Raw genomic sequence first — 18,691 nt, forward strand, 5'->3', positions numbered from 1 at the left:
CCGGATCGGGCGTTGTTCTCCGTCCCGGAGGGAGACGGGTGGCGCGACATCTCCGCCGCCGACTTCCAGACCGCGGTGATCGCCCTCGCGAAGGGCTTCGCCGCAGCAGGCATCCAGCCCGGAGAGAAGGTCGGCTTCCTGGCGCGCACCACATACGAGTGGACCCTCGTCGACTTCGCGTTGTTCTATACCGGCGCCGTGATGGTGCCGATCTATGAGACCAGCTCCCCCTCGCAGATCCAGTGGATCCTCGAAGACTCCGGTGCGATCGCGCTCATCGTGGAGTCGCCGGAGCATTTCGCCCGCGTCGACGAGGTGCGCGGCGACCTGCCGCTGCTCCGCGAAGTCTGGCAGCTGCACCTCGGAGCGATCGACACTCTGACGGCCCAGGGCGCGTCGGTGAGCGACTCCGAGATCGAGCGCCGGCGAAACCTCGCTGTCGGTTCCGATATCGCGACGCTCATCTACACCTCGGGGTCCACAGGCCGCCCGAAGGGATGCGTCCTCACGCACAGCAACTTCGTCGAGCTGTCGCGCAACTCGGCGAAGGCACTGGACGAAGTCGTCCAGACGCCCGGCGCATCCACACTCCTCTTCATCACCACCGCGCACGTGTTCGCGCGATTCATCTCGATCCTCGATGTCCACGCCGGAGTGCGCACCGGGCACCAGCCCGACACGCGCCAGCTCCTGCCTGCACTCGGGTCGTTCAAGCCGACCTTCCTCCTCGCCGTGCCGCGCGTCTTCGAGAAGGTCTACAACTCGGCAGAGCAGAAGGCGGAAGCCGGGGGCAAGGGGAAGATCTTCCGCGCCGCCGCCGAGGTCGCGGTCGAGCACTCGAAGCTGCTCGAGGAGGGCAAGCCGATCCCGTTCGGCATGAAGCTCAAGTTCGCGCTGTTCAACAAGCTCGTCTACAGCAAGCTCCGTGAGGCCATGGGCGGCAACGTCGTCTACGCGGTGTCCGGCTCCGCTCCCCTGGGCTCACGACTCGGACACTTCTTCCACAGCCTCGGTGTGGTGATCCTCGAGGGCTACGGCCTGACGGAGACGACGGCCCCCGCGACGGTGAACCTGGCGGACAAGTCGAAGATCGGCACCGTCGGTCCCGCTCTCCCCGGCGTCGGTGTGCGTCTCGCCGACGACGGCGAGATCGAGGTCCGCGGCATCAACGTGTTCAAGGAGTACTGGAACAACCCGGAGGCGACGGCCGACGCCTTCAGCGAAGGCGGCTGGTTCCACACGGGCGACATCGGCAGCTTCGACTCCGAGGGATTCCTGACGATCACCGGCCGCAAGAAGGAGATCATCGTCACCGCCGGCGGCAAGAACGTCGCACCCGCCGCGCTCGAGGACCCGATCCGCGCGAACCCGATCATCGGGCAGGTCGTCGTGGTCGGCGACCAGCGTCCGTTCATCTCGGCCCTGGTGACGCTCGACCCCGAGATGCTCCCGACATGGCTCGCGAACAACGGACTCGAGGGCACGATGTCGCTCGCCGATGCTTCGAAGAACGCGGCGGTGCGCGCGGAGGTGCAGCGTGCGGTCGATGCCGCGAACGGCCGTGTCTCGCGCGCGGAGTCGATCCGCAAGTTCACGATCCTCGACTCCGAGTGGACGGAAGCCTCCGGTCACCTGACGCCGAAGCTCTCGATCAAGCGCAACATCATCATGAACGACTTCGCCGACGAGATCGCCGCGATCTATGACGAGCCCGTCGCCACCACGAACGTGCCGATCGGCGGCTGACCCTGAGCACACGAAGAAGGGCCCCGCAGGTGCGGGGCCCTTCTTCGTGTGCTCATCAGAACCAGGAACTCTCCCGCACCTCCCGCATCGCGATCTTGCGCGTTTCCGGGTCGAGGCGAGTCAGGAAGAGCTTGCCGTCCAGATGATCGGTCTCGTGCTGCAGAGCCTGGGCGAGGAGGCGCTCGCCTTCGAGGACCACCGGGTTGCCGTCGAGGTCGATTCCCTCCACGCGTGCCCATGGATGGCGCTGCGCGTCGTGCCACAGGCCGGGGACCGAGAGGCAGCCCTCCCCCGTCGGCTCGGGCTCGCCGCGGACTTCGGTCAGCACGGGGTTGAGGACATATCCGATGTCACCGTCGATGTTGTAACTGAACGCGCGCAGGGCGACGCCGATCTGAGGCGCGGCCACGCCTGCGCGCCCGGGGAGCTCGACGGTATCGACCAGGTCTGCGACGAGGGCGCGCACTCCGTCGTCGATCTCCTCGATCGGGGCGCAGACCGTGCGCAGGACGGGGTCGCCGAAGATGCGGATCTCGCGGACGGCCATCAGGCGGCCTTCGCCCGGAGGCCCTCGACGAGCAACGCGGCGAGTTCGCGGGCGGCGATCCGTGTCTCCGGCAGGAGGTTGGCGAACACGATCGCCGCTCCCCCGGCGATCTGCGGGTCGTACGGCACGCGGACGACACTCCTGGCCCGCGTGGCGAAGTGCGCCTGCAGTTCGTTCAGACGCACGAGCGGAGCGCCCGGCGTGGACTGATTGAGGACGACGATCGCCTCCCGCGCCTGCTCCGCGTACCCGTTGGTCTCGAGCCACGTGAGCGTCTCGGATGCGAGTCTCGCCTCGTCCACGCTGAGCCCCGAGACGATGACGATCTGATCCGCCAGGTCGAGGGTCGCCGACATCACCGAGTGGACGATCCCCGTCCCCGTGTCGGTGAGGACGAGCGAGTAGTAGTGAGCGGCGACGTCCGCGACGTCGCGGTAGTCGCTGTCGCTGAAGGCCTCAGCGATGCGCGGGTCGGCATCGGAGGCCAGGACGTCGAGGCGTGTCGCGTCACGCGCAACGATCGCGGAGATGTCGTGGTAACCCCTGACGTCGTCGTGGATCCGGACGAGGTCGCGCACCGACTTGCTGTGGTTCGGTCGCACGATACGCTCCGCGAGCGTGCCACGGTCGGGGTTCGCGTCGACCGCGATCACCCGGTCCTCACGCGCATCGGCCAGGGCCATGCCCAGGAGCGCGGTGATCGTGGTCTTGCCCACCCCTCCCTTGCGGGAGAGCACCGGCACGAAGCGCGCTCCGCCCGCGATCGGCGCCGCGATCCGTGCGGAAAGGGCTTTGCGCTCCCGCGCGCGGCGCCCGTCGCCGATGTTGATCCGCCGGCCGGAGACCGCGTACAGCAGATGACTCCACGCTCCCTCAGGCTCGGGCTTGGTGATCTGATGCGGATCGAGCAGTCGGTCTGCCGTCAGCAGATCAGCGGATTCGCGTGAGGATTCGCCCAGCTCATCCAGGCGCTTCGACGTGAGTGTCACGTCCGCGCGACCCGCCGGGCGTGCCGGCTGGGCCACGACGGGCCTCTCTTCGGGGATGGACACGGTGGTCTCCTTCTCAGCGGGTGTCCGCACGGCGGGTGCCGGTGCAGATGCCGTCGTCTCGGTCCGGGCCTGAGCGAGGAAACGCGCCGCAGCCTCTTCCTCGGCAGCCTCTTCCTCGGCAGTCTCTTCTGCGGCAGCCGCTTCCTCGGCAGCACGCTCACGAACGGCGTCGGGAGCGTCGGCGATCGAGTCGCCGGGCTCCTCGTCATCGACGATCACGGCATCGATGACGGCGTCCGCATGCGGACGCGAACCGATCGCTGTCGCATCGATCGCGATCGGCTCGATCACGGGCGAATCGATCACACCGGTGACGACATCGGGCTCTGCGGGCGGCTCCTCCGCCGACGCCGCATCGATCGAGGGTGCCTCGGGCAACGGCTTCGTCTTCGTCTTCGCCGGAAACGCCGTCTCCTGTTCGACGGCAGGCACCGGATCGATCACGAGGTCTCCGATGACCTCGCCGTCGATCACCTCGTCGTCGGCGAGATCGTCGTCCTCGTTCATGGGCAGGGTCACACGGACCTGGGCCGTCCCGCCGAGGATGCCGATACCGGCCGTGTCGAGAGACGCGGCTTCGTCGAGCACCCCCAGCGAGTCGTCCTCGGGGTCGGTGGTGTTCTTCGGTGTCACGATGTCGCTCCAAGCCTGCGCGAGCCCCGGGTGCGCACGGATGCGCGGCCCTCGCCCGCACAAGATTAGTGCGCCGGGCGGATCACGACCAAAAGATCTCCGGCGTCCACCTGCTGCGTCTCGGCGATGGCGTGCCGCTCGATGACACCGTCGACGGGTGCGGTGATGGCCGCCTCCATCTTCATCGCCTCGATGGATGCGACGGGTTCACCGGCGTGCACGGTGGCCCCCACCTCGGCCTTCAACGTGACGACACCGGAGAACGGTGCGGCGACCTGGCCGGGAACCGAGGTGTCCGCCTTCTCCACCTCGATCGCATCGACCTTGACCGCGCGATCACGGACGAACACCGGACGAAGCTGCCCGTTGAGGGTGGTCATGACCGTGCGCATGCCCTTGTCATCCGCGTCGCCGATGGCCTCGAGTCCCACGTAGAGCCGCACGCCCCGGTCGATCTCGACCTGATGCTCCTGGCCGGCGACGAGGCCATAGAGGTAGTCGCTGGTGTCGAGCACCGAGAGGTCGCCGAACAGTTCACGGCGCTCGGCGAACTCCGCACTCGGCGCAGGGAACAGCAGGGTGTTGAGCCGCGCTCTGCGCTCAGAGCTGGTGCCACCGAGCGCTGCTTCATCGTCCGCGGTGATCGCCGTGATCCCGGTGCGCACCGACCGTCCTGCGAGGACCTTGGTACGGAACGGCTCTGGCCATCCGCCGGGAAGGTCGCCGAGTTCACCAGCCATGAATCCGACGACCGAGTCCGGCACGTCGTACTTCTCGGGGTTGGCCTCGAAGTCGGCCGGATCGGCTTTCACCGCCGCGAGATGGAGCGCGAGGTCTCCGACGACCTTCGACGACGGCGTGACCTTGGGCACCCGCCCGAGGATGCGGTCCGCGGCGGCGTACATGTCCTCGATGAGTTCGAAGTCGTCGGCCAGACCGAGTGCCTTCGCCTGCTGCCGGAGGTTGGAGAGCTGGCCGCCGGGGATCTCGTGGTGGTAGACACGGCCCGTGGGTCCGGGCAGTCCCGACTCGAAAGGCGCATACTGGCGACGGACCGCCTCCCAGTACGGCTCCAGGTCGGAGACCGCTCCCAGGGAGATGCCGCTGTCGCGCTCCGTGTGGGAGAGCGCAGCCACCAGGGACGACAGCGAGGGCTGGCTCGTGCTCCCCGAGAGGGGTGCCGATGCGGCGTCCACCGCGTCGACGCCGGCCGCGCTGGCGGCGAGAAGCGTGGCGAGCTGGCCTCCGGGGGTGTCGTGCGTGTGCAGATGCACGGGCAGGTCGAAGCGCTCGCGCAGCGCCGTCACCAGCTTGGCCGCCGCCGCGGGTCGCAGCAGACCAGCCATGTCCTTGATGGCGATGATGTGCGCGCCAGCTTCGACGATCTGATCCGCCAGGCCCAGGTAGTAGTCGAGCGTGTAGAGGTCTTCTGCCGGATCGAGCAGGTCACCGGTGTAGCAGAGCGCGACCTCGGCGACGGCGGTCCCCGTGTTGCGGACGGCCTCGATCGCCGGACGCATCTGCTCGACGTCGTTGAGGGCGTCGAAGATGCGGAAGATGTCCACCCCGCTGGCGGCCGCCTCGGCGACGAACGCCTCGGTCACCGCGGTGGGGTACGGGGTGTATCCGACCGTGTTGCGCCCGCGCAGCAGCATCTGGATCGCCACGTTCGGGAGCGCGGCCCTGAGCTTGTCGAGTCTCTCCCAGGGGTCTTCGCCGAGGAAGCGCAGCGCGACGTCGTATGTCGCCCCTCCCCACGCCTCGACCGACAGCAACTCGGGAGTCAGCCGTGCGAGATAAGGAGCCGCGGCGACGAGGTCCTTCGTGCGCACACGCGTGGCGAGGAGGGACTGATGCGCGTCACGGAAGGTGGTGTCGGTGATCGCCAGCGCCGTCTGCGCACGGAGACTGCGGGCGAAACCCTCCGGTCCCCGTTCGAGAAGCCTCTGGCGAGAGCCCGGAGCCGGCTCGGTCGTCAGATCGACGGAAGGAAGCTTGGCGACCGGATCGATGACGCCGGGGTGTGCACCGTGCGGCTTGTTCACCGTGACGTCGACCAGCCAGTTGAGCAGCTTCGTTCCACGGTCCTTCGAAACCCGGCCACGCAGCAGCTCTGGACGCTCATCGATGAAGGACGTGCTGACGTCACCAGCGATGAACGCGTCATCTTCCAGGAGAGCCTGGAGGAAGGGGATGTTGGTGGAGACACCCCGGATGCGGAACTCCGCGAGCGCTCGACGTGCGCGGGCGACCGCCGCAGGGAAGTCACGACCGCGGCACGTGAGCTTCGCGAGCATCGAGTCGAAGTGAGGGCTGATCTGTGCGCCCTGGTGCACCGTGCCGCCGTCGAGACGGATGCCGGCGCCTCCCGGCGAGCGGTAGGTGGTGATCTTGCCGGTGTCAGGACGGAATCCCTGAGTGGGATCCTCCGTCGTGATCCGGCATTGGAGCGCCGCTCCGCGCAGGTGCAGATTCTGCTGCTGCAGACCGAGGTCGGCGAGGGTCTGGCCGGAGGCGATGCGCATCTGGCTCTGCACGAGGTCGACGTCGGTGACCTCCTCTGTGACCGTGTGCTCGACCTGGATGCGCGGATTCATCTCGATGAAGACGACCTCGCCCGTGCGCTCCCCCGCGGTCTCCAGCAGGAACTCGACGGTTCCCGCGTTCTCGTAGCCGATCGACCGGGCGAAGGCCACGGCGTAGCCGTGCAGCGCCGTCCGCACGCTGTCGTCGAGGTTCGGCGCCGGAGCGATCTCCACGACCTTCTGGTGGCGCCGCTGCACCGAACAGTCGCGCTCGAACAGGTGGACCGTCTCACCCGTCTTGTCGGCGAGGATCTGCACCTCGATGTGCCGAGGGCGCACGACCGCCTGCTCGAGGAACATCCGGGCGTCCCCGAACGCGCTCGCAGCTTCCCGCATCGCCTCCGCGAGAGCGGGCGCGAGATCACCTGCCGTCTCGACACGACGCATCCCGCGGCCTCCACCACCGGCCACGGCCTTGGCGAACAGCGGGAAGCCGATCTCCGCCGACTGGGCGACGAGTGCATCGACGTCGTCGGAGGCTTCTGTGGATCGCAGCACCGGCACTCCGGCCTCGACCGCGTGCCGCTTCGCCTCGACCTTGTTCCCCGCCATCTCGAGCACATTCGAGGGTGGGCCGATGAACACGATGCCGTTCGCTGCGGCCTTCTCGGCGAGCTCCGGGTTCTCGGAGAGGAACCCGTACCCGGGGTAGATCGCATCGGCGCCGGACTCCAGCGCGACCCGGATGATCTCGTCGACGTCGAGGTAGGCGCGGACGGGATGACCGCGTTCGCCGATCTCATAGGCCTCATCGGCCTTCAGCCGATGCACGGAGCCGCGATCTTCGTAAGGGAACACCGCGACGGTGCGCGCTCCCACTTCGACTGCCGCACGGAAGGCGCGGATCGCGATCTCGCCGCGATTCGCCACAAGGATCTTCTGGAACATGCACACCTCTGGAAGCTCGATGCGCAGCTTTTTCGATGCGCATGGGGCGGGGCTGAGTGTTCCCCCAGCCTAGGGGAAGGTAACGTTGTCTCCGTGCACGTACTCAGCGTCAGCTCTCTCAAGGGAGGCGTCGGCAAGACGACCGTGACACTCGGGCTGGCCTCAGCGGCTTTCGCCCGAGGAGTCCGGACGCTCGTCGTCGACCTCGACCCGCAGTCCGACGTCTCCACCGGGATGGACATCCAGGTGGCCGGACGACTCAACATCGCCGATGTCCTGGCGAACCCGAAGGAGAAGGTCGTCCGTCAGGCGATCACGTCCAGCGGGTGGGCGAAGGTGCACCCCGGGACGATCGATGTCCTCATCGGCAGTCCCTCCGCGATCAATTTCGACGGCCCGCACCCGAGCGTGCGCGACGTGTGGAAGCTGGAGGAGGCTCTCGCATCCGTCGAGTCCGAGTACGACCTCGTGCTCGTCGACTGCGCACCGTCGCTGAATGCCCTGACCCGCACGGCGTGGGCGGCGAGCGACCGCGTCATGGTCGTCACCGAGCCCGGCCTCTTCTCCGTCGCCGCAGCCGACCGTGCCCTCCGCGCGATCGAGGAGATCCGCCGCGGTCTCTCGCCGCGACTCCAGCCGCTCGGCATCGTGGTGAACCGCGTGCGTCCGCAGTCCATCGAGCACCAGTTCCGCATCAAGGAGCTCCGCGACATGTTCGGCCCTCTCGTGCTCTCCCCCCAGCTTCCGGAACGCACGTCTCTGCAGCAGGCGCAGGGCGCCGCCAAGCCCCTGCACATCTGGCCGGGCGACTCCGCTCAGGAACTCGCCGCCGACTTCGACCAGCTGCTCGACCGCATCATCCGCACCGGACGCATCGCCGTGCCCGAGAGCGGTCAGCAGAGCTGACACGTCCGACGCATACAGCGAAACGGCCGCCCTCTTCGAGGACGGCCGTTTTCTGTCTGTGGGTGAGGCGCTGTATCACGCCGAGCGCTTGGTCCGGCGCGCCGACAGCTCGTCGACCGGGTCGGGCGCCGTCGCGTCGAAGGAGACGAGCGTCGACTCCACCTCGCGGAGGACCTTGCCGACGGCGATGCCGAACACACCCTGCCCGCGGCTGACGAGGTCGATGACCTCGTCGTTCGACGTGCAGAGGTAGACCGAGGCTCCGTCGCTCATGAGCGTGGTTCCGGCCAGGTCGCGGATACCGGCACGCCGGAGCTCTTCGACGGCCGTGCGGATCTGCTGCAGCGAGATGCCGGTGTCGAGAAGGCTCTTCACCAGCTTGAGGACGAGGATGTCACGGAAGCCGTAGAGACGCTGCGAGCCGGAGCCGTTCGCGCCGCGCACGGTGGGCTCGACCAGCTCGGTGCGCGCCCAGTAGTCGAGCTGACGGTAGGTGATACCGGCGGCACGCGCTGCGACCGCACCACGGTAGCCGACCTCGTCATCCATGGCCGGGAGTCCGTCGGTGAAGAGGAGTTCGGGTACGAACCGCGGGTCGCCTGCGAGCTCATCCGCATTCATCTGAAATCCTCTCTGGAACGGTTTCTTCCACGGTAGAGCAGTGCCAGGGCACCGGCAATCACATCCGTGAGGCCGCGAAGGTGTGTCGCAATCAGTTCGTTACGAAAGCACGCGCGAGAGCGCATCCTTGACGAAGAGCGATCGCACCTCGTCGATGCGCGAGGCCAGTTCGGGGGCGAGTTCGCTGGCCTTCGCCCGTGACGCGGCGTCGGTCCGGCGCAGCAGCGCGGACATGGCGGATTCGATCAGGGCGACCTCACGTTCGGCGCCCTGACGCAGCGAGCGCAGGTGCCGTGGCTCGATGCCGTGGCGGTCGAGCGCGACCAGGCCGCGCAGCAGCGTCACGGTCGCCTCGGGATAGCTCTCCTGCGCGGTGATGACCCCTGTGCTGATCGCGTCGTTGAGAAGCTGCGGTCCCGCTCCCGCCGCGGCGAGGAGTTCGTCTCGGCGATAGCGACGGGGCGACGGGGCGATGGACGGCGGTGGCAGCAGCGGGGTCGAGTCCCCGGCGGCATCGGCCTCGTCGAGTTGCTCGCGGATCACGCTCAACGGAAGGTAGTGATCGCGCTGCAGGGTGAGCCCGAGACGGAGACGCTCGATGTCGGACGCCGAGAACTTCCGGTAGCCGGAGTCCGTGCGAGAAGGACTGACGATGCCCTGCACCTCGAGGAACCGCAGTTTGCTGGAGGTCAGGTCGGGAAACTCCGGGGTGAGCCTCGCGAGCACCTGACCGATACTCAGCAGGCCCGCGGACGCAGAGCGTTCGCGGGCGGGAGAGGCCGCCATCAGGCGTTCGCCGCCTGGCGGTCCTGCGGGGAGGCGAAGAAGTTCAGACGGAACTTGCCGACGCGGAGTTCGGAGCCGTCAGCCAGAGTGCTGCGGTCGACGCGCTCACCGTTGACATAGGTGCCGTTGAGCGAGCGCTGGTCGATGATCTCGAACGTCGATCCCGTGCGGGTGATCTCCGCATGCCGACGGGAGACGGTCACATCGTCGAAGAAGATGTCGGCCTCGGGGTGGCGACCCACGGTCGTCACATCGGTGTCGAGGAGGTACCGCGCCCCGGCGAGAGCGCCGGAACGGACCAGCAGAAGAGCCGATCCTGCAGGCAGCGCGGCGATGGCCGTCTGCTCGACGTCGGTGAGCTCCACACCGAACGGCACGAAGGACAGATCGGAATCGTGTCCGAACGTCTGCGTCACGTCGTGTCTCTGCTCACCGGAACGGTGGATCGCGGCTTCTCCGGCCGGTCGGCTGTCGCTGTCAGTCACTGTGCCCTCCTGGTTGTCCAGACTAACGGATGCCGAGGGGCTCGCGGGAGGGCGCATCCACACTCAGCCGTCCCATACCGAGGATTCATAGGCTGTACTCGTGAAGACCAAAGCTCTGAGCCGCTCGGCCGCACCGATCGCCCTCGCCACGACCCTGCTCGCCGCCTTCCTCGTGTTCCTCTCCCCGCTGTCGGCCTCGGCGCACGACGCGCTCGTCTCGTCGTCACCGGCAGCCGACGAGTCGGTCGAGACGGTCCCCGACACGCTGACCCTCACCTTCAGCGCGAAGCTGATCGGCGGCGAGGGCGCGACCGAGGTCGTCGTGACCGACCCCGCGGGGAACCCGATCACGGACGGGCCGGCGACGGTCGACGGTGCGATCGTCACGCAGCCCCTGCAGGGCGCGGGACCGGCCGGTGCCTATCACGTGATCTGGAAGGTCGTGTCGAGCGACGGGCACCCCACCTCCGGCGAGTACTCCTTCACCGTGACCGTGGGGGACGAAGGAGCCGCCACGGAGGAGCCCAGCGCCGCACCGACGACGGCCGCGCCGACCGCGGAGCAGACGGCATCCCCCGAGGTGACGAGCACGCCGACCGCGAACGCGGATGACGAGGCGGGTGGATCGGCGGCGATCTGGATCGTCGCGATCCTCGCTGTGCTCGTGGTCGCCGGCGTGGTCGTCTGGATCGTCATGAGCCGCCGCCGAGGCGCGGCCGCGACCGATTCCGACACCCCGTCGGAGCGATAGGCTTAAGGCATGCCACACTACGACGTCGTCATCCTTGGTGCAGGTCCTGGCGGATACGTCGCTGCGGTTCGCAGCGCGCAGCTCGGTCTCTCCACCGCCATCATCGAGGAGAAGTACTGGGGTGGTGTCTGCCTCAACGTCGGCTGCATCCCCTCCAAGGCGCTCCTGAAGAACGCGGAGCTCGCGCACACCCTGAACCACAAGGCCGACTTCTTCGGGATCTCCGGCGAGTTCACGATCGACTTCGGCAAGGCGTTCGACCGCAGCCGCGAGGTCGCGGAGGGTCGCGTCAAGGGCATCCACTTCCTGATGAAGAAGAACAAGGTGACCGAGTACAACGGTCGCGGCACCTTCACCGGCCCCAAGGCGATCTCGGTCGCCAAGGCCGACGGCTCCACCGAAGAGGTCACGTTCGACAACGTGATCATCGCCACCGGCTCCAAGGTGCGTCTGCTCCCCGGCGTCACGCTCAGCGAGAACGTCGTCACCTACGAAGAGCAGATCATGACCCGGGACCTGCCCGAGTCGATCGTCATCGTCGGCGCCGGCGCCATCGGCATGGAGTTCGCCTACGTCCTGACGAACTACGGCGTCAAGGTGACCATCATCGAGTTCCTCGACCGCGCACTCCCCAACGAGGATGCGGACGTGTCGAAGGAGATCACGAAGCAGTACAAGAACTACGGCGTCGACATCCTCACCTCGACCAAGGTCGAGTCGGTCGTCGACAACGGCTCGTCCGTCACCGTCACCTACACCGGCAAGGACGGACAGCAGTCGTCGATCGAGGCCGGCAAGGTTCTCATGTCGGTCGGGTTCGCCCCGAACATCGAGGGCTTCGGCCTGGAGAAGACCGGCGTGAAGCTGACCGAGCGCGGCGCGATCGACATCGACGACCACATGCGCACCAATGTGGAGGGCATCTACGCGATCGGCGATGTGACCGCCAAGCTGCAGCTCGCCCACGTGGCCGAGGCCCAGGGTGTGGTCGCGGCCGAGACCATCGGCGGCGCCGAGACCCAGACGCTGGGCGACTACCGCATGATGCCGCGTGCGACGTTCTGCTCCCCGCAGGTCGCCTCGTTCGGCCTCACCGAGCAGCAGGCCAAGGACGAGGGACGCGAGATCAAGGTCGCGACCTTCCCGTTCATGGCGAACGGCAAGGCACACGGCCTCGGCGAGCCGGTCGGCTTCGTCAAGCTGATCGCCGACGCCGAGCACCTCGAGCTCATCGGCGCGCACATGATCGGCCCCGATGTGTCGGAGCTCCTCCCCGAGCTGACGCTCGCACAGAAGTGGGACCTCACGGCTCTCGAGCTGGCCCGCAACGTGCACACGCACCCGACGCTGTCGGAGGCGCTGCAGGAGGGCTTCCACGGCCTCGCAGGCCACATGATCAACTTCTGATCGAGACTCCGCAGAAGGCCCGGTCCGCGCACAGCGGACCGGGCCTTCTGCATCCCGGAGCCGGCGTCAGATCCCGCGCATCGTGAGCAGACCCGTCGTCCAGCCCCGCAACGGCGCCGAACCGAGGGCGCGCATCACCAGCTCCCTGCCCTGCACGACCGCAGCCGGCGCCGGCGCGCCCATCGACATGTAGAACCTCGAGCGTCGTCCGGCCATGGCGGCAGCCCGGCGCACGCGATGGTCGTAGGCGGCGAGGTCGGGAACCCGTGTCGGGAGGGAACGGACGAGCTGCTCGGCGAGGCGCACGGCGTCGGCCCACCCCAGGTTCATCCCCTGCCCTCCGATCGGGCTGACCTCGTGCGCGGCATCGCCCAGGAGCACGGCCCTCCCCCGATGCACCCGTGTGGCCATGTGCTGCGCGGCGACGAACGACGCCGGTTGCGCGCCCACCGGGAGCTCGAGGTCGATCCCGGTGCGCTGCCGGACGGCCGTGCGGAAGCCCGCTGCGGAACCGACCCCCTCGTCCCCCTCCCTCACCACCCATCGGCGCCGCCCACCCGGCAGCGGGAAGCACTCGACGAGTCCATCCGGCTCGCAGTGCAGGATCGCGCGGTCATCCGGAGTCTCGTCGTGCACGTCGAGCATCGAATACGACCCGCGCCCCGGCCGAGGACGCCAGCCGATCCGCAGGTCACCGCGCAGTCGGCTCCGCACCCCGTCGGCGACCACCACCATCGATGCGGTGACCTCGCGTGATCCTTCGATCGTCTCCGTCGCGACGACGACCTCGTCATTGGTCTGGCGCACCTCGCGCACCTCGCAGCCGACGACCAGAGCGTCGGGAGCGAGCGCGCGCAGACGGGCGCGCAGCACCGCATCCGTGTGAGGTTGCGGAAGCACCAGGACCGGGCGGTCGCGGTCGAAGGTCAGCGTCGCCAGAGTCCGCCGACGGCTACGCACCTCGCCGCCCGCGAGTCGCAGCGCCTCCGCCCGCACCTCGCCGCCGACCCCTGCCGCGTCCAGGGCATCCAGGCCGGGACGGTGGATGCCGATGGCTCTGGTCCGGTCGTCGGTCCCCGTCCGCCGCTCGCAGATCGTCACCCGCAGCCCCTCCTGCGCCAACAGACAGGCCAGCAGCAGACCGACAGGACCCGCACCGACGATCAGGACGTCATGTTCGGGCATGCGCTCCCACCCACCGCAGCTCCAGTCGAGAGGGCACGCCGCCGCGGACGACCCATCCGGGAGGAGCGATCGCCCTGAGCTCGGCCGTCGTGTACGAGCGGCGGATGCTGATGAGACCGTCCTCACGGATGAACGAGTCCGCGAGGAGGGTGCTCGAGATCGTCCAGGTGGCCGCGGAGAACAGCGCATGAGCGGTGCGGCTCCGGGCGATGTCACGGTGCGAGACCATCCCGCCGGGAGCGACGAGCCGCACGGAGTCGTCGAGCACCGTCCGCAGCTCGGCATCGTCGAGATGATGCAGCACGTGATTGGACAGCACCATGTCGTAGATCTCTCCCGCAGCCACCAGCTCGGTCGTGAGGGCACGACGGTAGCGGATGCCCGCGCCGCGATCGTGCGCCGATGCCCAGCGGATCGCCCGCACGTCGGCGTCGAGCGCGGTGACCTCTGCATCGAAGCCGTCCCGACGCAGTCTCCAGGCGAGCAGCCGACAGAGATCTCCCCCACCCGCACCGACGTCGAGGATACGCAAGGCGCGCGACTGCTCCCTGGCGTGCGCGGCCCGTGGCCGGACGTCACGCCGGTAGAGGCTACCCGGGCGGGAGACCAGAGCGTTCACGAACCCGAACCGCCCATAGGTCCGGGCCAGCATCCGTGCATCGGCGTCCGGGTCGTCCATCAACTCGCGGGTGTCGACGTCCCGCGTCGTGAGAGGCCGGGTCATGAACGAGGCGGTGCCACGACGGTCATCAGCGCGCTCTCGGCGGTCAGCCCCGGCCCGAAAGCCATCGCGGAGACGCGGTCACCGGCACGGGCACCCTCCTCCTCGAGGATCCGTTTCAGGATGAACAGCACGGTCGCGCTGGACATGTTGCCGTTGTTCCGCAGCACCTCCCTGGCCGGGTGCAGTTGAGCGTCGCTGAGGTTCAGCCGCTCCTGCACCTTGTCGAGGATGCTGCGTCCGCCCGGATGGATGGCCCAATGCTGCACGGCTTCCCCCACGCCGCCGCCTTCGAAGGCCTGCCCGAGGTCCTCTTCCGGACTGTACAGCGGCCGGAGCGCACCGATGATGGTCTCGCCGATGATCTGCGGGACGGCCGTGGAGAGGATCATCTCGAAACCGGTGTCTCCGATCGTCCAGGCCATGTCCTTCTCGCCCTCCGGCGCGATCGCGGTGTGGAAGCGATCCAGGCGCAGGGCGGGAACCGGGGAGGGAAGGTCGCGTGCCGTGACGATTCCGGCGGCCGCACCGTCGGCGAACAGCGAAGACGCGACGATCGTGTCGGGGTTCTCCGAGGTGCGAAGGTGAAGGGTGCACAGTTCGACGCTCACGACCAGGACGACCGCGTTCTCGTCCGCGGCGCAGAACTGACTCGCGGCCCGGAGCGCCGGCATCGACGCATAGCAGCCCATGAATCCGAAGTGGAAGCGCTGCACGGCATCGGGGAGGCCGAGCGCGCGCACGATCTCGTACTCGGGACCAGGGGCGTGGAACCCGGTGCAGGAGACCGTGATGACGTGTGTCACATCGGCGGGGCGGAGGTCGGGGTCGGCGTCGATCGCCCGCCGCGCGGCCTCGACGAAGAGCACGGTGGCCTCACGGGTGTAGAAGTCGTTGCGCGCTTTCGTGCCCGGAGCGAGCAGCATGCCCGTTCGGCGGTCGAAGAAGACGGGGTCGGTGACGTCCGAATCGGGTGACAGCTCATCGATCACCGTGTGGCGGGTGTCGATGCCCGAGACGTTGAACGAGGTCGTGACGATCCGTTGCGCGAGTCTTCCCAGGTCGGGCTGCTGTGCGAAGACGTCACGCACCTGCTCCTGCACGAGAACGGTGTCGGGGACGATCGTCTGCAGCGATCGAAGCACAGGCGTTCGGCTCATGGTGTCACTCAAGCACTGCGCACCGCTCGGGGGGAAGGGGTTGCGCCCGAGCGCTGTCCGCCCTAGACGCCGAGAGCTCTGGCGAGCTTCGACCCCGACGCCGACTCCGTGCCTCCGGCAGCAGCCACCGCCTGCTCCACCGCGTCGAAGAACGCGGTGCGTCCCGCCTCATCGGTGGGCGCGGCTGGACCGAGTTCCATCTCCCATTCACGCCATTCGCGCGTCACGTTCCCGCGCAGATCGGTCGCTCGCACCCGATCGTCGACGAACTCGGCGACCACCCCGTGCGGGCCGCTGAGCAGATAGGCGGTGCGGTCGTTCTCGATCCGGGCGAGCGGGGTGAGCGGAGCTGTCGTCCATTCGGAGATGGTCTCGGCCACGGCGGGAGGGAGCGTGTCGCCCTCTCCCAGCGGCCAGCCGAGTTCGAGTCGACCGTCTCCCTGTCGCGGGCCCTTCACGTGCCAGCCCTCGTCGGGGCCGCCGGTGCGACGACGCAGCGCCACTCCGGCACGCGAGAGAGTGCCGTCAGCGGTGTCGAAGTACCGGGCGTCCAGGGCGCGGACCTCTCCGGTGCTGACCGCCTCGACGCCGGGGATCCTCTCCCACCGGGGCAACGGGGTCTCGAGGTCGACGTCGTACTTGCGCTCGACCTCGACCGTGCGGGACGGCTCAGTCATCCTCGAGGGTGAGGTCCTCGAGCGACTCCTCGAACCAGTAGTCGACCTCGGTGGGACCGTCGCCCTCTCCGGTGTTCTGCGGTTCGCCGCGGCGGTTGTACACCACCTGCGTCTCGCTGTAGGGGACGATCAGCTTGTCGTCCGCGTCGCCGAGGGGGATGATCTGCCCGTCGAGCGGGCCGCCGTGAAGTCGTGCGAGTGCCATGTGCTCAGGGTAGCCCCGTCGTCGCGGAATGCGGGCGAGGCGTGCGGGTTCAGCCGAAGGCGACTCCGAGCAGGGCGCCGGCGATCATCCAGGGCCCGAAGGCGATGCGGGTCGCTCCGTCGGCTCTGCGCAGCAGGATGAGCACCAGCGCATAGAGCGCGCCCAGCACGAATGCCGAGGCCGCCCCGATCATCAGCGCCTGCCAGCCGTGCCATCCCAGCACCAGGCCGATGACGGCGGCGAGCTTCACGTCTCCCCCGCCCATCCCCGCGCGGCTGACCATCCGCAGCACGGCATAGAAACCACCGAGGACCACAAGGCCGATAGCGGCGCGCACGGACGACGCCCACTGCCCTGCGGCGAGAGCATCGATCGACACGAGCACCAGGAGGACACCGAGCGTCGGCATCACGATCCGATCGGGGAGACGGTGAGTGCGGGCGTCGATCACGATGAGCCAGCCTCCGACACCGATCAAGGCAGCATGCACGAGCGCGATGAGCGTGAGCCGGATGTCCATCCCGGCAGGTTAGGAGATCGAGGGAGCACTCTCCGACAGCCTGTGGACAACCCCCTGGCGAATGTCCGATGTACGAACTATCGTCGATCAGACGACTTGTTATATTAGAATATATCTTCGAGAAAGGATGCAGGTGATCGGGCTCGACGCAATCGCCTCGCTCTCCCCCACGGGCGACTCCCGTGCGGGAGAAGTGCTGCGGCTGCGTCGCGAGATCAGCCGGATGCAACGACGGCGCAGCGAACAGGCGCTGCTGCCCCTCGACCCTGCTTTCGCCTCACTCCTTCCGGAAGGGGGACTGCAGACCGGCACCTCCTACTCCGTGTCCCCTTCACCCAGCCTCGTCCTCGCGCTGCTCGGCGCCGCGTCGCAGAAGGGGCTGTGGTGCGCCGTGGTCGGCATGCCGACCCTCGGCGTGGAAGCCGCAGCCGCATTCGGCATCGACCTCGCCCGCCTGATCCTCGTACCGACGCCGGGAGATCGCTGGCTCGCCGCGACATCCGCTCTGGCCGAGGTCGTGCCCCTGATCGTCGTCTCCCCCGGCTCACGCGCACGAGACGCCGATGTCGCCCGGTTGAGCGCTCGTCTGCGCGATCGCGGTTGCACACTCCTCGTCACCGAGACACCGGGGGCGGAGCGCTGGCCACAGAGCGAAGGAACCATACGCCTGCATGACCCGCACTGGCACGGACTCGGCGCCGGATGGGGACTGCTCTCGGACTGCACGGTCACGGTGACCGCCCGGACACGGCACAGCCCTCGTCCGTCGAGCGTGCGCGTGCAGCTGCCAGGAGGACATGGTGCGGTCGAGACCGTCGGAGCCGAGCTCACCGCGCTGCCGGCGCTCGCTCCGGAGACCGCCATATCGAGCGGATCCCCGCCACCTGAGCTCCTGCGATGGGCGGAAGCCGGATGAAAAGCCCGCTCCGTGTGCTGGTGCTGTGGTTCCCCGATTGGCCGATGCGGGCGGCGCTCGGCATCGCTCCCCCGCACCCGCCCACCGCCCTGGTGCAGGCGAACACGATCGTCGCCTGCACCGCGTCCGCCAGGGAGCACGGTGTGCGCACCGGTCAGCGCCGCAGGATCGCGCAGGGGCACCTCGCCTCTTTGCGCGTGCTCTCCCACGACCCCGACCGCGACGAGCGGGCCTTCCTGCCGGTGCTGCACCTGATCGAGAAGCATGCGCCAGGGGTCACGCTGCTGCGACCGGGACTCGCGATCCTCCGCGCCAGAGGCATCTCCCGCTATCACGGAGGAGAGGCGGAAGCCGCCGAAGCCCTCACCGCCGTCCTGGCCGATGCAGGGTTCCCCGAGGTGCGGGTCGGCGTCGCCGACGGCCCGTTCACGGCTGAGATCGCGGCGCGCGGCACCGCACCCTGCACTGTGGTGCCGCAGGGGGCGTCCGGAGAGTTCCTGGCACCGTATCCCGTCCAGGTGCTGCGCGACGAGCAGATCGCCGGACTCCTCGTCAGGCTCGGCGTGCGCACGCTCGGTGAATTCGCATCCCTCACCGCGCTCGACGTGCGCGACCGTTTCGGCGAGCACGGCGCCCGCTTGCACGCCCTCGCCGCCGGTGCCGACTCCCGTCCGCTGACGCCGCGCCCGCCCGATCCGGAGCTGGTGCGGGCCATCGAGTTCGACTCCCCGCTGGGGGGAACGGACCAGGTGGCCTTCGCGGTGCGTCAGACGGCGGACGCGGTGATGCTCGCTCTGGGCGACGCCTCCCTCGTCTGCACGGAGGTGCGGATCGATCTGACCGACGACAACGGCGCCGTCTTCTCCCGGTCCTGGCTGCATCCGACCTGTTTCGACGCCT

The 18,691-nt window shown here is 68.4% G+C and carries 17 protein-coding genes and 1 pseudogene; 6 read left to right on the plus strand and 12 right to left on the minus strand.

Going from position 1 to position 18,691, the window contains the following annotated elements:
- On the plus strand, positions 1-1,746 hold a 1,746-nt coding region (locus DSP71_RS02085; protein WP_258546212.1), incomplete at its 5' end, for a long-chain fatty acid--CoA ligase.
- Between the two features lie 55 nt (positions 1,747-1,801).
- On the opposite strand, the gene def is transcribed toward DSP71_RS02085, so the two are convergent.
- The 3 genes from def to DSP71_RS02100 all read right to left on the minus strand — a co-directional run bounded on the left by def (position 1,802) and on the right by DSP71_RS02100 (position 7,451).
- Positions 1,802-2,293, minus strand: coding sequence for a peptide deformylase (def, locus tag DSP71_RS02090; RefSeq protein ID WP_113680235.1), 492 nt, complete (start codon positions 2,291-2,293; stop codon positions 1,802-1,804).
- Complete coding sequence (locus tag DSP71_RS02095; RefSeq protein WP_113680236.1) at positions 2,293-3,978, minus strand: MinD/ParA family protein; 1,686 nt, start codon at positions 3,976-3,978, stop codon at positions 2,293-2,295. Before DSP71_RS02095 ends, def begins: the two co-directional genes overlap by 1 nt.
- A 65-nt stretch (positions 3,979-4,043) precedes the next feature.
- The gene (locus tag DSP71_RS02100; protein WP_113680237.1) at positions 4,044-7,451 is read right to left on the minus strand and encodes a pyruvate carboxylase; all 3,408 of its coding nucleotides are present in this window, start codon (positions 7,449-7,451) and stop codon (positions 4,044-4,046) included.
- Positions 7,452-7,544: 93 nt separating this feature from the next.
- Between DSP71_RS02100 and DSP71_RS02105 the strand changes: the two genes are divergently transcribed.
- Complete coding sequence (locus tag DSP71_RS02105) at positions 7,545-8,357, plus strand: ParA family protein (protein WP_046749338.1); 813 nt, start codon at positions 7,545-7,547, stop codon at positions 8,355-8,357.
- Positions 8,358-8,432: 75 nt separating this feature from the next.
- Here the strand turns inward: DSP71_RS02105 and DSP71_RS02110 are convergent, their stop codons facing one another.
- The 3 genes from DSP71_RS02110 to DSP71_RS02120 form a co-directional block, all read right to left on the minus strand.
- Positions 8,433-8,978 (minus strand): MerR family transcriptional regulator, encoded by a 546-nt coding sequence (locus DSP71_RS02110; RefSeq protein WP_046749339.1) that lies wholly within the window; start codon positions 8,976-8,978, stop codon positions 8,433-8,435.
- A 99-nt stretch (positions 8,979-9,077) separates the two neighbouring features.
- Positions 9,078-9,764, minus strand: coding sequence for a MerR family transcriptional regulator (locus DSP71_RS02115; RefSeq protein ID WP_046749340.1), 687 nt, complete (start codon positions 9,762-9,764; stop codon positions 9,078-9,080).
- Positions 9,764-10,249 (minus strand): FHA domain-containing protein, encoded by a 486-nt coding sequence (locus DSP71_RS02120; RefSeq protein ID WP_046749341.1) that lies wholly within the window; start codon positions 10,247-10,249, stop codon positions 9,764-9,766. Before DSP71_RS02120 ends, DSP71_RS02115 begins: the two co-directional genes overlap by 1 nt.
- Before the next feature lie 100 nt (positions 10,250-10,349).
- Between DSP71_RS02120 and DSP71_RS02125 the strand changes: the two genes are divergently transcribed.
- Together DSP71_RS02125 and lpdA are read left to right on the plus strand one after the other, a co-directional pair.
- Complete coding sequence (locus DSP71_RS02125; protein ID WP_113680238.1) at positions 10,350-11,000, plus strand: copper resistance CopC family protein; 651 nt, start codon at positions 10,350-10,352, stop codon at positions 10,998-11,000.
- A 9-nt stretch (positions 11,001-11,009) separates the two neighbouring features.
- Entirely contained in the window at positions 11,010-12,407 is a 1,398-nt protein-coding gene (gene lpdA, locus DSP71_RS02130) for a dihydrolipoyl dehydrogenase (RefSeq protein ID WP_046749343.1), read from the plus strand.
- Between the two features lie 66 nt (positions 12,408-12,473).
- On the opposite strand, the gene DSP71_RS02135 is transcribed toward lpdA, so the two are convergent.
- The 6 genes from DSP71_RS02135 to DSP71_RS02160 form a co-directional block, all read right to left on the minus strand.
- Complete coding sequence (locus DSP71_RS02135; RefSeq protein WP_113680239.1) at positions 12,474-13,592, minus strand: NAD(P)/FAD-dependent oxidoreductase; 1,119 nt, start codon at positions 13,590-13,592, stop codon at positions 12,474-12,476.
- Positions 13,579-14,316, minus strand: coding sequence for a methyltransferase domain-containing protein (locus DSP71_RS02140; protein ID WP_113680240.1), 738 nt, complete (start codon positions 14,314-14,316; stop codon positions 13,579-13,581). Before DSP71_RS02140 ends, DSP71_RS02135 begins: the two co-directional genes overlap by 14 nt.
- Entirely contained in the window at positions 14,313-15,473 is a 1,161-nt protein-coding gene (locus DSP71_RS02145; RefSeq protein ID WP_218867898.1) for a type III polyketide synthase, read from the minus strand. The genes DSP71_RS02140 and DSP71_RS02145 overlap by 4 nt, the downstream gene beginning before the upstream one ends.
- 62 nt (positions 15,474-15,535) lie before the next feature.
- On the minus strand, positions 15,536-16,150 hold the full coding sequence (locus tag DSP71_RS02150; protein ID WP_113680241.1) for a CYTH domain-containing protein: 615 nt from the start codon (positions 16,148-16,150) through the stop codon (positions 15,536-15,538).
- Positions 16,143-16,355 (minus strand): hypothetical protein, encoded by a 213-nt coding sequence (locus DSP71_RS02155; RefSeq protein WP_046749348.1) that lies wholly within the window; start codon positions 16,353-16,355, stop codon positions 16,143-16,145. Before DSP71_RS02155 ends, DSP71_RS02150 begins: the two co-directional genes overlap by 8 nt.
- A gap of 49 nt (positions 16,356-16,404) precedes the next feature.
- The gene (locus DSP71_RS02160; protein ID WP_113680242.1) at positions 16,405-16,875 is read right to left on the minus strand and encodes an A24 family peptidase; all 471 of its coding nucleotides are present in this window, start codon (positions 16,873-16,875) and stop codon (positions 16,405-16,407) included.
- A 127-nt stretch (positions 16,876-17,002) separates the two neighbouring features.
- On the opposite strand from DSP71_RS02160, the gene DSP71_RS02165 reads away from it, so the two are divergent.
- Positions 17,003-17,791, plus strand: a complete 789-nt coding sequence (locus tag DSP71_RS02165; RefSeq protein ID WP_113680243.1) for a hypothetical protein — start codon at positions 17,003-17,005, stop codon at positions 17,789-17,791.
- Positions 17,788-18,691: pseudogene (locus DSP71_RS22935) on the plus strand (DNA polymerase Y family protein); the annotation flags it as partial. The gene DSP71_RS02165 and the pseudogene DSP71_RS22935, both read left to right, overlap by 4 nt.

This window comes from Microbacterium sp. H6, assembly GCF_003314775.1.
Taxonomy (GTDB): domain Bacteria; phylum Actinomycetota; class Actinomycetes; order Actinomycetales; family Microbacteriaceae; genus Microbacterium; species Microbacterium oxydans.

Bases quoted from the DNA above. Each gene is read 5' to 3' on its own strand.
- def (WP_113680235.1), bottom strand. From the start codon at position 2,293: ATGGCCGTCCGCGAGATCCGCATCTTCGGCGACCCCGTCCTGCGCACG.
- DSP71_RS02100 (WP_113680237.1), bottom strand. From the start codon at position 7,451: ATGTTCCAGAAGATCCTTGTGGCGAATCGCGGCGAGATCGCGATCCGC.
- DSP71_RS02110 (WP_046749339.1), bottom strand. From the start codon at position 8,978: ATGAATGCGGATGAGCTCGCAGGCGACCCGCGGTTCGTACCCGAACTC.
- DSP71_RS02115 (WP_046749340.1), bottom strand. From the start codon at position 9,764: ATGGCGGCCTCTCCCGCCCGCGAACGCTCTGCGTCCGCGGGCCTGCTG.
- lpdA (WP_046749343.1), top strand. From the start codon at position 11,010: ATGCCACACTACGACGTCGTCATCCTTGGTGCAGGTCCTGGCGGATAC.
- DSP71_RS02135 (WP_113680239.1), bottom strand. From the start codon at position 13,592: ATGCCCGAACATGACGTCCTGATCGTCGGTGCGGGTCCTGTCGGTCTG.
- DSP71_RS02140 (WP_113680240.1), bottom strand. From the start codon at position 14,316: ATGACCCGGCCTCTCACGACGCGGGACGTCGACACCCGCGAGTTGATG.
- DSP71_RS02145 (WP_218867898.1), bottom strand. From the start codon at position 15,473: ATGAGCCGAACGCCTGTGCTTCGATCGCTGCAGACGATCGTCCCCGAC.
- DSP71_RS02150 (WP_113680241.1), bottom strand. From the start codon at position 16,150: ATGACTGAGCCGTCCCGCACGGTCGAGGTCGAGCGCAAGTACGACGTC.
- DSP71_RS02155 (WP_046749348.1), bottom strand. From the start codon at position 16,355: ATGGCACTCGCACGACTTCACGGCGGCCCGCTCGACGGGCAGATCATC.
- DSP71_RS02160 (WP_113680242.1), bottom strand. From the start codon at position 16,875: ATGGACATCCGGCTCACGCTCATCGCGCTCGTGCATGCTGCCTTGATC.
- DSP71_RS02165 (WP_113680243.1), top strand. From the start codon at position 17,003: ATGCAGGTGATCGGGCTCGACGCAATCGCCTCGCTCTCCCCCACGGGC.